Genomic DNA, 15,825 nt, shown 5'->3' with positions numbered 1-15,825 from the left:
TTATTTATGTTTAACTTACCATACGAGGGATTATATGTCAATGTTTATTAATTTTTATTTTTTATTCCTATTTTCATGTGCACAATGTACAAATATCATCCCATATATCTTTTTCGCAAGATGGCTTTCTGCTTCTCAAATTCTTTCAGCGGAATGTCAGACTTTCACCGCCAGTCTCCACGGTATGTGATTCCTGGTCAATGGTGATATTCCCGATTTGAACGCTTTGGGCGGTCACAACCTTGTAACGCCCAAGCAGGGCGTTTACTTTTTCGATAAGTTCCTTCGGCTCAAACGGCTTCGTGAGATAATCATCCGTGCACATTATTTTATACTTCATACATTAGATAAAAAAGAGCAGATACGGTAAAGCATTTGTTTCTCAAATGTGGTATGTTGTTTTAGGGAGAGGAATCTATATGCACGCATGGGAAGCCATACAAAAAACTCTGAACCACATCGAAGAACATCTCAGTGAAGAAATCCACATGGAAGAACTGGCAGAAACTGCCGTACTGTCACAGTTTTATTATCAGAGATTATTCACACGATTGGTAAAAACATCGGTTCGAGATTATATTAGATTGCGCCGATTGGCAAAATCTCTCACGATGCTACGTGATAAAGAAAACCGCATTATCGACATTGCAATGGAATACGGTTTTGGTAGTCACGTAACTTTTACGCGAGCTTTTAAAGAAACCTATGGGATTACCCCTTCACAATACCGAGATAAACCCATTGGCTTACAGAATTTTGACAACCCCGATTTATTGCTTGGTTATATTGTGGTTGATGAGGGTGTACCGCTGATTAGTGATGGATTGGTTTTAGAAATGAACCGTAAATTTCTTGAAGAGCCAATTAACATTCTTGGTGTTACAGGATATTATCCATTCAAATATGGTAAAATGTTTGGGGAAAGAACCGGCGTTGACACGGTTGGTGAGATTTGGGACAGTTTTTTTAGGGTTCTTCCGAATATCTCGCATATCTCAGAGGGGCGCTGGGTTGGTGTTTCTTATCACGGCGATGCACCAGACGGTTATTCCAGTTATTTTGTTGGTGCAGAAGTGAAAACAGACGAGAAAAATCCCGGATTTACAAATTGGCAACTTCCCATACGAGAATATATCGTCTGTGGCTTTGAATCGGAAAATCATGAACAGATGATAATTAATTTGGGTAAGGCAATGAAATACACTCGGTTTTGGCTTAAAAAGCACAATCTAATTGCCGATGGATTTTTCCCTGAGATGTACTATAAAAGTACGTCCGACATCTCTTATGTAGAATTGTGGATTCCTTTTAAGAAACGAGAAAATAAATAATGTATGCTGGAGGGAAATCAAATGAGCAATTACGAAGAAGGATTAAAATTAATCGAAATTTCTTCCCGGTGAAGAATTTCCATATCCCGCTTTAAGTAAGCCAGTGCTGCGATCAAACCGTAGCAGCCCCAGTCAGAACAGGTTGCCGTAATCACATGGTCCGCTCTGCTGGCCGCCAGAATTCCGCCTCCGCAGCCACACACGCATTCCCCGGAAGCAGTAAAAGGTATGTACTTTTTAGGTTCTTTCCAGCCTTTGTTGAAATGACAATCTGCAGAGCTGTTGTAAGTATATTTTTTGACTTAACAGTAATCATATCTTACCAAGGCATCAGCTTTTCTATAACATCGGGTTTATTTTAATATCCGGCATGTATAGCAGAACGGTCTTAAGATACGCATAGGTTTAATCCATTCAGCTTTACAGTCTCTACAGTATACTAAATAATGGTGCTTACCAGTGCACCCTTTACCGTATTGTGGAAAAGGAAATTTTTACGGTCAACGTCATAGGGACGGGCAATATTCTCCTCGATGTTATCCGAAATGGAGCATCTGCCATCCAGCAGATAATTCTCCATATATGGATTCTGGCATAGGTCACCGCCTTTGCCAGACGGCTACCGCCAGTGGCATTAACAGTTACAATCCATAACCAATAAGCCTTCCAAAAAAGCGATTCTGTCTCAAGGTATTTTAGCCTTCCGAATAGCGGCGTCAAGTCCGGTATGACATATTCCAGCCTGTTATAACCGCTAACGCCGGCATCCTCCGCGGCTGGGCTGATACATACAGCCGTATGGATGGTAGGCCATCGTTACCGGAACCGCACAGCCACATAGGTTTTGACTGTGCTGGTTTCCCGTCCTCTTTCAGTACTTGGCAGAGCGTCTCAGTCTCATGGATTACGTCACGCCCCAGCAGATGTATATGAAGGTTGCATAGACCGGCTTCATATAATCCATACCAAACTGGATGATCCATCATGAAAAATGGGGGCGTCGACCCGGTCAATTATTGAGCTGTTACAATAATGTGGCTGTTTTTTATCATATTACTGATATCACTACCAATGTCAGTTAGTTAAGCTCATAGGGTGTTCGATCTATGAGGGCAATGTCATTGAGTTAAGCTTTTTATTTTTAAAATGTAAGACGTCAAATTAGATGTCTTACATTTTTTTTGTAAAAATTCAAAAAAAGAGTTGACAAATCTAAAAAAAAATTGCGGCGAAGCCTCTTGATTATATTACATTTTAAGGAGGTACCACCTATGTCTTCATTTCCACAAACTGTTAAATCAACTCTGCTGAACATCATTTCTGAAATGTCCCAATCACCATAGCTTTTTGCCAAAAATCCGGCCTCGGGTTTCTCCCGCGACAAAAAACTGAACTTTGAAAGCACAATGAATTTGGGGATCTCTACGGAAGGAAGTGCGATTGATGATGAACTCATGCGCTTCTTCCGGCAAAATTCACAAACCACTCCCTTCGCCTCCGCCCTTGTACAGCAACGCTCCAAACTGCTTCCGGAGGCTTTCACTTATCTCTTTCATCAACCGCGCTTTCCCACCGGTCAGATTTTACAAAGGCCTGCGGCTTATTGCCAGCGACGGCTCAGACATTAATTTCGCCAGAAACCCCACAGATAAAGACAATTATTATGAACCCTGTCATTCTTGCAAAGGGCTATAACATACTTCATCTCAATGCCTTATATGACCTGTCCAGTAAGACCTATGTGGAATATGGTTCCGATGATATATATCCTATTTCTCTGCGGATTGTGCGTTTCGCCTTATCCGATGGTTCCTATGAATGTATTGTGACAAACCTCCCACAGGAAACCTTCTCACCGGAATAAATTAAGCATCTGTACTTCCTCAGGTGGGGCTTGGAGACAGATTTTCGTGAACTGAAATATGCGGTTGGACTGGTTAATTTCCATTGCAGAAAAGCGGAATTTGTAATCCAGGAACTATGGGCGCATCTCATACTCTATAATTTTTGTGAAATCATAACTGCCCATGTGACCGTACAGAAAAAGGAACAAAACATATATACCAGTTGAATTATACGAAGGCAATTCATATCTGCCAGAATTTCCTTCAGGTTCTGCCATGGGAATACCAACCAGATGTAGAGACCCTGATCAGCCGGTATCTGCTCCCTGTGAGAAAAGGACGGACATTTCCCCCTTCCCCACCCAAACAAATAGATACGATTGCTTTCCTATATCGTCGAGACTATGGTGTTAACTAAATGACATTGCATAGAACCCAGTTCAAAAAGGGTATCCTCTGATACCATCTCTGTTGTACCTGGTATATCCATAATCATAATAAGAAGAATCCCCTTGATTAATGACTATCACTGATACGCCAGGTAATTGTGCTTTCTGTATGATCTTCATCACTAACTGTTCAATCTCTTCACTGTCATTTTCTTTTGCCGAAACAATATCTGAAAAACAGGGCAGCAACAAAATAACCATCAGTATAATAAATGTATATAAAAATCTCTTCATCTCTTCCTTTCTCTTTTGTATTGCAAAATCAAAGGTAAGGGAGCAGTTGCACTCTGACCATTTCCTCCGTCAGTATATGCTTATGGTTGAATTCGTCCTGTGCAATACACAGAGAACACATATACTGTTCTTCCTTCCATGTAATAAACTGCCGATCTGATTCGGACACCAATGTGTTTATTCTTTTCAGATCCTGGCATATTCCTAATCCATTTCTTTTCCCATATGCCTCTTTCCTGGTCCATATTTTATAAAAGAACTGAACCCGCTCCTCCTCAGAGATGGATTCCATCATCTTAACTTCTTCTGGATGACCGATATAATGCAGGACATCCGGCATATGACGTCCAATAAGCTCAATATCCGCTCCGATTTCTCCAAAATTGCTAAATGCACAAAATACTGCTGATCTCGTATGGGAGAGGTTAAAGTATAGATTTGGATTATTTTTTACATATGGTTTTCCGTTTTTGCCGACTTCAAGGATTATGGCCTGTGGTAAAACATGCAGCTTTTGCGAAAGAACTGCACGAATCACCAACTCTCCATAAAAAGACATTTTTTTGTCTAGATCAAACCGATATCGCATAATCTTTTCCCTGCGTTCAAGGTTCAGATAGCAAAGATAAGGGTCTTGCATGTCAAAACAGTCATCATCGAGAATTATGATATAGCTTTCCAAGAAACTTCTTTTCATTTTAGTAAAACTCATTTTCGCTATATACCTTAGTAAATTTATCTGTAAGATCCGGGAGATTGCGAATCACCTGTTCTGATGTAAACGCAAGTCCCTCAACAATTTCCGCTGCAGAAATCTCCTCATATTTTTTTATTTCATCTAGTAATATATATCTCATATCTAATTCTCCTAATTTCCAGTTGTTATCCCTTGACACATGTAGCTGCAACTTCCTCAACAAAGACAATGCCGGTTTTGACAAAGGAATCATAATCTTGTGCCAGATTCGGTATTCTGTCATTCCATCGATCCTAGCCGCTTCACACAGTTCATCCGGTATTCCCTCATAAGATCATATCATTTGAGCCCTTAGTTTGCTTTTTTTCTTATTCAACTCTGCTCGTACCACCTCAAGCCAAATTTCCGGCCAATGCGATATGAATCAACTGAGTTACTGTTTCCTGGCAATAATCATGGGCAAATAATGTTGATCAATCAATATAAGAATGAGGTTCGATTCGGCCATAGACATTAATGAAAAATATCTCTTGTGTATACCTTATCTAAAACATCATTCAGTTTTTCATCAAACCGATTGGCCACAATAATATCACTGCTAACTTTAAATTCATCAATATTTTTTATAATATTGATACCCTCATATGTCAAATTATTAAAAGCAGGCTCAAAGATGATGATTTTATAAGGAGTTTTCTTCAATTCCTGAATGATCTCCAGGATTGCGGCGCCTCTGAAATTGTCAGAGTTCCTTTTCATTACCAAACGATATATACCAATCACCGGTTCGGTATGATCACATTTCATAGTGATCAAACTTTCTATGATTTGCTCAGCGATGAGTTTTTTCCGAAGCTCATTTGAACTAACAGTCGCTGAAATCAATTGCTCCGGTATATTGCCAAATGCTGTTTTTAATTCTTTTGTGTCCTTCGGCAGACAATAGCCGCCATAACCAAATGAAGGGGTATTATATTGACTGCCAATTCGGGAATCAGCACATACACCCGCTATGATTTTCATCGTTGATAGTCCATACGAATATGAGAAACTATCAATTTCATTAAAGAAAGCAACCCGCATTGCCAAGTAAGTATTTGAAAACAACTTAACTGCTTCTGCTTCTGAAATGCTCATACTATAATATAATATCTCATTTTTGTTTTCAGCCAGGAACAGATCAGCAATATTGTTAATTATTTCTTTCAACAGATGTTCTTCGCCGAGCACTCCGATAATCAGCCGCTCTGGCTTAATTTCATCGGCTAAAGACCGACCTTCTCTTGAAAATTCTGGAACATAAAAAATATTTAGATCAGCAAATTGAGCTTTTAAAAGTTTACCGGCGCCAATCGGCAAGGTTGATCTAATTATGACTGTTGCCTGCGGAGCATATCGCCTGGTATTATGAAGTGTATCTATGATGCTATTGATATTTAATCTCCCGGATTTTTCATCATAATTAGTTGGTGTCGCAACAACTATATAGTTTGCATCCATCATTGCAGCTTTTTTATCTGTACAAATCACATATTCTTGCTTGATTCTTTTTTCTTTCAGTAAGTGTTTGAAAAAATAAGTAATATCTGAATCTGACTGGATTGGAGTTTCGTAATTTGCCATTTTGTGAAGCTTGCTTGAATCAATGTCGTAGATATATACTCGGTTTTTTCTGGCCAGAGAAATAGAAACGCTTAACCCTACATATCCAGCTCCCAATACTGTTATTTTATTTTCCATATTACTCCATTCCCAGTGCTAGGACAACGATCCGGTTCCACTATCCGCAGCAAAATTATGCGCTTCATTAAATAGATATCCTAAATCCGAACAATTAGCCAGACAGCCGGGACATTGCCCTGTTAATGCTAACTGCTTCAGCTTTTGATACATTGGTGATTTCCAGACCGATGCCAGATTTGTACCATCTGATTTTTGATACCATTGCTCTGGACCGAATGAAGAAAAGCAAAGTTGGGTCTTACCAGTTTTGGAGATTAGTGCTTCTTTCATCGGAATCGTACATCCTTTTTCCATTACTAATTGTTCCCCTCGAAGGACATATTCTGGTATGGTTTTAACCATCATGGTATTTCGGATCGGAATACCAATCTGTTCAGCCAGTTCCAAAGCATTGCTTATTGCTTGCTTTAGTTTTGGAATATCAGAATAATCCAAACAAAAATCAGCATAATCTTTACCGCATTGGCGCGAGCTGACGGGTTGGAAGGATATAGATGTTGCTCCTAGCTGTTTTGCTAATCTGACCATATCGCTCATATATTGAAAATTTTGCTTCATCACTACACTAAAAATAGAAAAGGTATTATAATACTTTTTCAGATTATCAATCCCTCTCATTGTCTTATCCCAGGCATTAGCACCACGTATTGAATCATTAAGCGCTGCAATTGGTGCATCAACCGAGATGGGAATATCAATAAGTTTTAAGTGGAAAATTTTTTTTGAAATGGATTCGGTAATTAAACTCCCATTTGATACAAAACCAACCTCCATGCTGTTAGCGTTACAAGTTTCAATTACTGTAAACAGATCGTCCCGTATTAACATCTCACCGCCAAATAACTCTATCTTGGAGATTCCAATATTGCTTGCTTGATATATCAACTCCTGGATTTTTTCCAGAGTGGGTTCTTTATAAGACCCGGCTGAGTAAGCTTTCTGACCAAGCCGGCAGATCCGGCAATGGTAGTTGCAGCGGTCCGTAAACCATATATACAGTGTTCTTAATTTATCCGGCTGTAATTGCAGCTCCTCCAGCAATGTATAAGATTCAATCTGAGCTTGTTCACTCAATTTAAAATGGTAGTTTAAGTTATGTAGTTTATATGCTATAACCGCATTTTCGGTCACTCCTTCAACATAAAAATAAGGATCTTCGCCTCCGGCAAGACGAACTGCACTCACATCAATTGATATATTATTGTTTGCCCAGAGTACCCAGGGGGTTCGGTCTCTATCAGACAGTAAGAGTCTGAAATCTTTTACTTGATACAGTTCTGTCACATTGATGTCTGTCTGAAAGTTAAAATTAAAATCGAATTTGCGGGTATATAACCCACAGATAATTTCAGTAGCAGCAGCATTCGAATGAATGGTTACTGAACTTACGGTTGGAACTGCCCCGGAATCCAGAAAAAGAACTCTCCCCAAAGATACCAGCTGTAATGCAAAAGAACGTGCCGCACACTTATTTGAAAATCTTGTTTTTGTGAAAAATATTTTCGTCGAGCTATATATTTCACAAATTTCCTGAGTGCAGGGTCTGTTAGTTGCTACAATTATAAAAGCCGGATTGCATTTGATTAAATGATCAAGGGTAAGTTTAACCAAGTTCCCTTTCTCGCTCCCCGTTACAATACATGTAAGCATATTTTCCTCTCCTAATCAATTTTTAAAAACGAATCGATGGATCCTGTTCCATCCACCAAAAATTCAGCAACTTCTGAAATTAGCAAATCTTCCGGATGAAAACTTTGAAATCGTGCAAACCCTCTTCGGGCAATTGCTTTTCCGTCTTTACGGGCATGGGACAAATGATAATTATGGGCCTGAGGTGCATCACTAAGCCTGCCGCCGAATTTATATACACGATAACCGAATTCAATATCTTCAGGCCCCCACTCCAGCCCAAAAGCTTCCTCAAATAATCCCACCTTTAAAGCCAGAGACCGGGGCAGCGACATATTAGCGGTACATGCTGCTAACCAAGGAATCTGATAATTGGTAATATTGTTTAAAAACATCTGGCGAACCGTTTTTTCAAGCCGGTCTTGTGTATGCCCCCACTGCCTGATGATATCTAAATTTATGTAAAGATTTTCCGCATTAATTGCGTAACTCATTAAGTCATCAGATAAATGACGGTTTTGGTATGGCGGTAATAAACCTTTTTGTGGGAAACGAGGATCAATAAAAAATCTGGTATATGGAATCTCATCTTTCCACCCGTGAACCAAAAGATCAGCCTCCATTTGATGGGCACGCCAGTGTGAACTAATAAACGATGGCTCGACAATACAGTCGTCATCGCTAAAAATCAGCAGATCTCCTTCTGCAGCCTTAATTCCGACATTGCGATTATAGCTTCGGCCACGATTTTTAACAGTAACTATTTTTAGTGGCAGCAGTGATAAAAAATGATTGGCATTGAGATTGGGTTCATCGCCTCCATCAACTAAAATAATTTCAAACGGGACTGACGTATCCTGATAACAAAAGGATGTTAATGCTAATACAAGCCTTCCCCCCTTATTAAAAGTAGGAATAATAACTGAAATTTTTTGCATTTAACTTTTTCCGCTCCTTTTCCTGAAATATGTAGTTTTCAATTCTCCGCCGTTTTAATTAACCACCAGGTGCGGAGTATTTTCGCAGCCCTTTGTTCCAGATTGATGTGGCTATGAACAAGAGTACAGCAATCCATATCATCCCTTCGATTAAGATAAATAGCGGGAAATCAGTTTGCCCCATCCCTGCTTTTACCGGATAAAAGGACATAAAAGCAAATGGGGTATGGATTAGCAGACGATTCAGCCCCCATGGTAAAATATCCAACGGAATCATATTTCCAGACAAAATACCGGTAACTGCTCCAATCAGCATAAAAAAAGTTGAAATCTCCGAAAGCCAGAACCCTAGTAGACCAATCGATAAATTAATTAAAAAAGAGATTACCGCACCTTCTATCAGTAATAATAAAAATAACACAAAAGAACCGGCTTGAAATGCCATTGTAACATCCATTATATTAACCAGAATAATTACCATAAAAAGATGAATCAAACATTTCGGCAGCGATTCACCAAAAAGCAAACCAATAAAAATACTAAACTGCCTGATTAAGTATTTTAAGGGCTGGATTAAAAAACCGCTCAATGATCCATTTCGGATACTGTCGCAAATATCACTTCCAACGGAAGTATTTAAAAACAACTGCAAAGCCATACTTAATGTAATATAGGTAAGCATAGCATCACTGCCATAGCCCCCCACACTCCCATCTTTTAGGATAATCCTCCAAATCAGCATTGTCGGAATGATCCCCACTGTACTAAAGAGATTGATAATATAATGATCTCTGAATTGTAAAGAATTTTGAATTGACATTTTAATAATTTTTAAATATGGGAGCATCCCTGACCTCCTGTTTTCTCCTGCAGATTCATTGTATCTCCTCACAACCGCCAACTGATTCCAGTAAAAATCCTTCGACAAAACGAAATTTTTTCAACTGTAATAAAGCTGCACGATAAGAATTCAAAGAAAAACTTAGTTTAGCTAAAGGATATTTTTTTATTTGTGACTGATAACAATTTATTAACCTTCGCTTAAGATGTACCAGTTGCGTAATATTAATAAAACAGTTGGGTTTAGCAATGGGATTCCAGATTTCGTAGTAAGCAACTAAACCGGTACCCTTACGTCTTAGCGCTTCAGCAACTGCAAGTCCCGTGACAATATGATCCTGGTGCAGATCATTTGCATGCGGTGCAAAAATAAGATCCGGATCACGGAAAAGAACTTCTTGGTAAATTTTATCAATTAGTGTTTCTGTCAATTGAATTGTTTCTTCCGGATAATCATAGAAGGTAATACTGCTGGCTGCCAAAATCTCCGCGGCCTGCAGGGATTCGGATTTTCGCTCCAATGATGTATCATTGGCTTGCTTAGTCAGATAAACAATATCCAGCTGACAGCCAATTTGACGGTATCGCATTAAAGTTCCTCCACACCCAACGCTCTCATCATCCATATGAGGAGCAAAAACCATAATGCGTTCTGCTTTTGGTAATGTATAGTAATTCTTCACGTGCACTCGTTTTTCTCCTTCTGATATTTGTTTAAATGATCCAATAAAGATGTCATAAACTGATACTCTAACATTGGTATTTTATCAAGCTGTTTAGCACTATTTTCAATTGAGGTTTTTCGGTAAAGAGATGAAAACATATATTTAACAACAATTGACCGCACGGAATTCCAGCTTGCAATTACTTCTTCTAACAATGACAATAACAACGTCGATTCAGGAAAAAATCTGATTAGCCGGTATTTCTCAATTTGTTTTGCATTAATTACATCATTTAGCTTTTTAACAAACTGTGACAAATTGTTATTTAACGTTGATTCTTCAGATAATATCAACTTAAGATCATTGATAATTAATTCTAACTGCCCGATCCCCTCAATTAAGATATCTTGTTTCCCCAACATATTAGCTACATACCGCTCGATCGTTTTTTGGTGCTCAGGCATAATCGACGGATTCAAACTATCGTCTGCATAATACTCATAATAAGTGCTATTGTCCCGTGTCTTTCCAAAGCTCTTCAGATACCCATAATAGCAGTTTAGTAAATCATCATAAGAAACCACCTTTTCTTCATAGGAGAGATTATCTTTATGTCGATGTTCAATTATATGGAAGACTTTTGTTTGGGCGTGATATCCATACACCAGCAATGTATGCGGCAAGTGTTCCTTGTGGTAGACATCGCTGCGGATCGGTAAGTAAAAACAATCGATCCAAATGATCACTGGCCGACCATCTGATATGGATAAGGTTAGCTGAGTGATAATATCTTTAACATGTTTCTGATCATGACAGCAGATATCAAGTTCACGATAGATGTCAGTTTCTTCCTGAACCGGCGAATACTTAATCTCAAACTTAATAGGGTCTTTTATGTATTTGTAATATTGGTAGCTGATCATATCATTGGCTAAAAAATATCCAATGTCACCACTAAAGTAATTGATAACAGGAAATAATGAATTATAAAAACAATCTTTATAAAAAATGCCGTTGAACGGTTTAATCCCCGCAATCATAATTGGCGTAGCTTGATGATTGGAAGGATTAAAAAAGATGGCTAGTCTTCTGATTGTAGAATAATTTTTCAAATCATCATAAGACATAATCAAACCATTCTGCTCCATCACTACTTCCATTTGGATTGCCCGAATAGAGTTTCCTCCCAGTTCGAAAAAATCCGTATCTATATGAATTTCATCTAGGCCTAAAATGCCGCCCCATATATCTGCAATCAATTGTTCTAGATATGAGTATTCACTATTTATCCCGCCTCGCAGAGATACCGTTTTATTATTTTTTAAATATTTATCCAAACCTAAATTAGTAATTTTTATTTTTCTCAAGGTCTCATCTGACACCCCGGCTAGAAACGATTTATTAAATGTACCGATCACCACTGAACTGATCTTTTTCTGGGATATCTGCTCAACCCCCTCTAATGCTTTGAAAGTAGATAGTGTTTTGAATATCCCATCCTGATTGGTTTTATTATTGGCTGCCATTCCGGTCTCCCGCCAAGTCGGCCAATTGATGCTTAACGTGTCTCTGCCGCTCCGGCTTCGATATAAGGCATAAGCATCTAAAAAAGCATTAGCTGCACTATAGTCCCCTTGCCCTGCCCCCCCCAGAAACGATGCAACCGATGAAAATAAAATAAAAAAGTCAAGTTGGTCCTGCTCCGTAAGCTTATCCAGTAACCAGGTCCCTGCCATTTTTGCGGTTAAAACCGCTTTGACTGCGAGCTCGTCTTTATCTTTAATAAAGTCATGTTTTCGCATTCCTGCACTATGAATGATACCATTTATAGATCCATATCTTTGACGTAAGTCATGCAGCACTTCCTTCAGCGCCGCTTCCTCTGATACGTCCACACTATAACAGATTACTTCGGTTCCATTGGTTTCCATGTTCTGAACGGCTATTATCTTTTTTATCAGTTCAGGATCTTTTTTTTGGCTCAGTATCAAGTCCCAATCTTTCCTCGCTGGCATCAGGGAGCGGTTTAATAGTGCTAGTTTAACCGGTTCTTTGCCCGCCAGATATTTACCCATTTCTAGCCCGATCCCCCCGGTCCCTCCAGTGATAATATAAACGCCATCTCTTTTTATTTTAATTTCTCGAGTAGGTACGCTGTTTAAATCCAATTCCTGCAACTCTTGGACAAAGCGCTGCCCATTTCGATATGCTACTTGATAATCTTCATATTCAAGGCTTAATTCTCGAATAATCTCATTTATTTGAGTATTACCATCAATATCAATACATCGACAGCTAAAATTCGGATGTTCCTGACTTACAACTCTTCCTAATCCAAACATAGCTGCAGAAAGAGGATTGATCTGTTGTTCCATTTTTGTTACTTCATATACATTATTCGCAATCAGGACAATATCTAATTGCTCTGTTATATGATTGTTCAGCAAAGCCCGGATTAAATAAAAAACGCTGATAGTTCCTTTTTGCAGACTCTCCTTACACTGCTGTTGGGTTTTCAATTCATGATCGGATGTATCCTGGAAATGAATGATCTGAGTTAAATTACTGTTAACAAAATTGGCCATTAAACTGAGATAATCAGCTTCAACATTACCAATTACATAAGTATCATTGCTGATTTTCTGATAATGCTCGCCAAAACTGACTTCTATCACTGATTTCCCTTGATTACGCAACATTTGAATTAATTTCGGACATTCATCTGACTGCACTGTTAATACCAGAATGCGGTCATTTACAACCGGTAATTTATGTTCCGTTAATTTTTTCGGCACCCAGATAAGGTTATAAAATTCATTCTGGTCTTCCGGCCGATCAGAACGGTTTGCTTTTATTGTATAATGTTTGCTGGTTTGCTTGATATTCTCTGTCCAGCACCGTTTTTTCTGATATGGATAAACCGGTAAGCTTATTTTTTGATATTCTTGTCCTTGATATAATTTGGCCCAACTGATCTCAGCGCCGCTAACATATGATCTTGCTATTTCTTCCAGCAGTCTAAGCTGCGGAACCTTATCCCCGTTTGTCGCTTCAATCTTTTTATTAATATCATTACTGATAAACGCAAGTTTATCTTCAGCCCCATCATCTCTTTTATGTTCACCATAATAGATATGTGCTGTGCCAGTTTCTTCTAACTCCGCCTTCATTACCGTTTGCAGTTTTGCCCGCAGATCCATGACATCAGAGAAAATTAGCATTAACCGGTGGGAATAATGGCCTCTTCCGGTATTGGCTGTGATACATAAGTTTGTCAGGTTAAAATCGGTTTGATCATCAAGCCAATTGAGATAACGCTGTGATAACTCATAAACCCCATTCTGGTATTGAGCTGATATTGTTAATAGATACAGACGGTTGTTGTCATCAGTATGGCTGCTCCTTTCCGGAGCCTCCTCAATTACCACATGACAGTTTGTCCCACTTAAACCAAAAGCACTGACTCCGGCTCTTCTTGGATGATTACTTTTCTCCCAGTAGACTAACCGGTCATTCACGTACACTGGAGAATCCAAAAAATTAATATAAGGATTCGGCATATCAAAATTAATATTTGCTGGTATTTGTTTATGACCCAGTGCCAGTATTACTTTGATAAGAGATGCCAGCCCTGATGCCCCGCAGGTATGGCCAATATTATTTTTGACAGAATTGATCGCACAAAATTGTCTTTTTTTTGTGTATTTATAAAAGGCATCACGCAATCCTTTTATTTCAATCGGATCACCTAACACGGTTCCGGTACCATGAGTTTCGATGTAATCGATCGTTGATGGATCAATACCAGCTTTATTCCAAGCCTGAACCAATAATGCCGTTTGCGCTTCTGCATTTGGTGCCGTCATTCCATTTGAAGCCCCATCACTATTAATGGCACCGCCTTTGATCACACCATAAATGTTATCATGATCTGCCATAGCAGTGGTCAATGGTTTCAGTAATAATGTACCAACCCCTTCACCCCAGATAGTACCATTGGCATTCTTGTCAAATACCTTAATCTGATGATTTTTTGATTCCACTCCGGATAAGGCACTTTCACCTCGGTAAAAAAATAAATTAATGCCTCCGGCAAGAGCCATATCGCATTCCTGGTTGATCAGCCCTTGAGCGGCTTGATGGAACGCTACCAAACCTGAAGAACATGCGGTATCAATCACCATTGCCGGACCAGTTAAATTAAAATGATATGATATCCGATTAGCTAACATCGAAGAATAAGAGCCGATAAATGTTAAAATATCATGTTCCCCAAAATAACCGCCATAATCTAATCCTACCGAGTTATCAATGCCAACATAAACACCGGTTCGGGAGTTATAGATTAAATTTCCGCCATAACCGGCATCTTCAAAAGTTTCATAAGATGATTCAAAAAAAATCCGTTGTACCGGATTTATCGAGGCCGCTTCCCGAGGTGGGATGTTAAAGAATTCCGCATCAAATTTATCTATTTCCGTTAGGTAACCTGCGGGCAAAATCTGCTGATTATTCCCCCATCCACTGTTCTCAAAATAATTATCAATATCACGCTTTCGGACTGACGAAATGGGGCCAAGTGAGCACCTTCCATTGACAATATTACGCCAGTAGTCACGCTTGTTCTCCGCACCGGCAAACCGACAGGCAACCCCGATAACCGCAATATCATTTTGACGTATTTTTTCATTACTTAGATGATCAGCCGATGTTAAATTTTTAATAATATGAAAAGCTAATTCGCTATCAATTTTTCCTGCTTTTACGTTCTTTAATATTGCTTCTGTGACTTCACGGTTATTTATCATATTATTTTTCTCCTGTTTTTTATGGAGTAATTAGCTGCCCCGCTCCAGATTAAGCAAACCATCTTCAACAGAGATATCCCCTTTTTCCAGTGAACTTAACATTTCTAACAATTTATGATCGGCATCAGCTGCGTTTTCCCTTGCAGTGATAACTTCGGCCAGTTTATTTATCGTGTTGTAGGTAAAAATGTCCGCGATTTCAACCATATCAGGATAGACAACATCAATTTCATTAAGTAATTTTATTGCTAAAATTGAATTACCGCCAATAGCATTAAAACTATCAAACACATTAATTATTGTAGTTCCTAAAAAACGTCCCCACATATCAGCAATTGACTGTTCGGCCAGGCTATAATTACGGTTAATCTTACCCGTAAGTTTTACTGCTTTATATTTCTCTGCTGTCTTTTCTTTCAACGGGGTTTGTTTTAGCGCTAATTCTGCCTGACTGCTGATCTCGATTACAGCTTGATTTACCCCTGATTTAAATATTATTTCAAATCCCTGCAATGCCTTAGCAGTTGAAAGTGCCTGGAACATCCCATCCTGATTAACATGATAGTCCACTGCCATCCCAGTCTCTTTCCAGGCTGGCCAATTTATACTCAGACTGCCCCGCCGCTTTTTGTTTCGGTATGGTGCGT

General features: G+C 38.9%; 17 protein-coding genes and 1 pseudogene. 3 read left to right on the top strand and 15 right to left on the bottom strand.

The features are described from left to right. Nucleotides 1-145: 145 nt before the first annotated feature. Nucleotides 146-325 (bottom strand): hypothetical protein, encoded by a 180-nt coding sequence (locus tag ACYVD3_RS05795; protein WP_460641564.1) that lies wholly within the window; start codon nucleotides 323-325, stop codon nucleotides 146-148. A 94-nt stretch (nucleotides 326-419) separates the two neighbouring features. On the opposite strand from ACYVD3_RS05795, the gene ACYVD3_RS05790 reads away from it, so the two are divergent. Further along, entirely contained in the window at nucleotides 420-1,331 is a 912-nt protein-coding gene (locus tag ACYVD3_RS05790) for an AraC family transcriptional regulator (RefSeq protein ID WP_460641563.1), read from the top strand. Nucleotides 1,332-1,360: 29 nt separating this feature from the next. Here ACYVD3_RS05790 and ACYVD3_RS05785 read toward each other — a convergent pair whose 3' ends face one another. From ACYVD3_RS05785 to ACYVD3_RS05775, 3 genes are all read right to left on the bottom strand, one after another. Further along, nucleotides 1,361-1,561, bottom strand: a complete 201-nt coding sequence (locus ACYVD3_RS05785) for a glutamate cyclase domain-containing protein (RefSeq protein ID WP_460641950.1) — start codon at nucleotides 1,559-1,561, stop codon at nucleotides 1,361-1,363. Nucleotides 1,562-1,770: 209 nt separating this feature from the next. After that, entirely contained in the window at nucleotides 1,771-1,911 is a 141-nt protein-coding gene (locus ACYVD3_RS05780; RefSeq protein WP_460641562.1) for an IS66 family transposase, read from the bottom strand. A 576-nt stretch (nucleotides 1,912-2,487) separates the two neighbouring features. After that, complete coding sequence (locus ACYVD3_RS05775; protein ID WP_460641561.1) at nucleotides 2,488-2,787, bottom strand: hypothetical protein; 300 nt, start codon at nucleotides 2,785-2,787, stop codon at nucleotides 2,488-2,490. Between the two features lie 207 nt (nucleotides 2,788-2,994). Between ACYVD3_RS05775 and ACYVD3_RS05770 the strand changes: the two genes are divergently transcribed. Both ACYVD3_RS05770 and ACYVD3_RS05765 read left to right on the top strand, forming a co-directional pair. Then, nucleotides 2,995-3,195 (top strand): hypothetical protein, encoded by a 201-nt coding sequence (locus ACYVD3_RS05770; protein ID WP_460641560.1) that lies wholly within the window; start codon nucleotides 2,995-2,997, stop codon nucleotides 3,193-3,195. After that, entirely contained in the window at nucleotides 3,196-3,402 is a 207-nt protein-coding gene (locus ACYVD3_RS05765; protein WP_460641949.1) for a transposase, read from the top strand. Nucleotides 3,403-3,615: 213 nt separating this feature from the next. On the opposite strand, the gene ACYVD3_RS05760 is transcribed toward ACYVD3_RS05765, so the two are convergent. The 11 genes and pseudogenes from ACYVD3_RS05760 to ACYVD3_RS05710 form a co-directional block, all read right to left on the bottom strand. Continuing rightward, nucleotides 3,616-3,858 carry a hypothetical protein gene (locus ACYVD3_RS05760; RefSeq protein WP_460641559.1) on the bottom strand — a complete coding sequence of 81 codons (243 nt, stop codon included), beginning with the start codon at nucleotides 3,856-3,858 and terminating at the stop codon, nucleotides 3,616-3,618. A 28-nt stretch (nucleotides 3,859-3,886) separates the two neighbouring features. Then, a complete protein-coding gene (locus ACYVD3_RS05755; RefSeq protein WP_460641558.1) occupies nucleotides 3,887-4,555 on the bottom strand; it encodes a 4'-phosphopantetheinyl transferase family protein in 669 nt (222 codons plus the stop codon). Between the two features lies 1 nt (nucleotide 4,556). After that, on the bottom strand, nucleotides 4,557-4,715 hold the full coding sequence (locus ACYVD3_RS05750) for a hypothetical protein (protein ID WP_460641557.1): 159 nt from the start codon (nucleotides 4,713-4,715) through the stop codon (nucleotides 4,557-4,559). A 57-nt stretch (nucleotides 4,716-4,772) separates the two neighbouring features. Continuing rightward, nucleotides 4,773-4,886: pseudogene (locus ACYVD3_RS05745) on the bottom strand (carbohydrate ABC transporter permease); the annotation flags it as partial. A 182-nt stretch (nucleotides 4,887-5,068) separates the two neighbouring features. Next, nucleotides 5,069-6,295, bottom strand: coding sequence for a nucleotide sugar dehydrogenase (locus tag ACYVD3_RS05740; RefSeq protein ID WP_460641556.1), 1,227 nt, complete (start codon nucleotides 6,293-6,295; stop codon nucleotides 5,069-5,071). Between the two features lie 18 nt (nucleotides 6,296-6,313). After that, the gene (locus tag ACYVD3_RS05735) at nucleotides 6,314-7,948 is read right to left on the bottom strand and encodes a radical SAM protein (protein WP_460641555.1); all 1,635 of its coding nucleotides are present in this window, start codon (nucleotides 7,946-7,948) and stop codon (nucleotides 6,314-6,316) included. 11 nt (nucleotides 7,949-7,959) lie between these two features. Beyond that, complete coding sequence (locus tag ACYVD3_RS05730; RefSeq protein ID WP_460641554.1) at nucleotides 7,960-8,865, bottom strand: glycosyltransferase family 2 protein; 906 nt, start codon at nucleotides 8,863-8,865, stop codon at nucleotides 7,960-7,962. Between the two features lie 58 nt (nucleotides 8,866-8,923). Next, complete coding sequence (locus ACYVD3_RS05725; protein WP_460641553.1) at nucleotides 8,924-9,712, bottom strand: ABC transporter permease; 789 nt, start codon at nucleotides 9,710-9,712, stop codon at nucleotides 8,924-8,926. Between the two features lie 28 nt (nucleotides 9,713-9,740). Then, nucleotides 9,741-10,388, bottom strand: a complete 648-nt coding sequence (locus ACYVD3_RS05720) for a PIG-L deacetylase family protein (protein ID WP_460641552.1) — start codon at nucleotides 10,386-10,388, stop codon at nucleotides 9,741-9,743. Further along, on the bottom strand, nucleotides 10,385-15,178 hold the full coding sequence (locus ACYVD3_RS05715) for an SDR family NAD(P)-dependent oxidoreductase (RefSeq protein WP_460641551.1): 4,794 nt from the start codon (nucleotides 15,176-15,178) through the stop codon (nucleotides 10,385-10,387). The genes ACYVD3_RS05720 and ACYVD3_RS05715 overlap by 4 nt, the downstream gene beginning before the upstream one ends. Nucleotides 15,179-15,208: 30 nt before the next feature. Beyond that, nucleotides 15,209-15,825: phosphopantetheine-binding protein (locus ACYVD3_RS05710; protein WP_460641550.1), on the bottom strand; the 617-nt coding region annotated here is incomplete at its 5' end.

The organism is Lacrimispora brassicae (assembly GCF_054772055.1).
The sequence above is the reverse complement of the archived record's forward strand: the minus strand, read 5'-3'. Positions and strand labels throughout refer to the sequence as shown.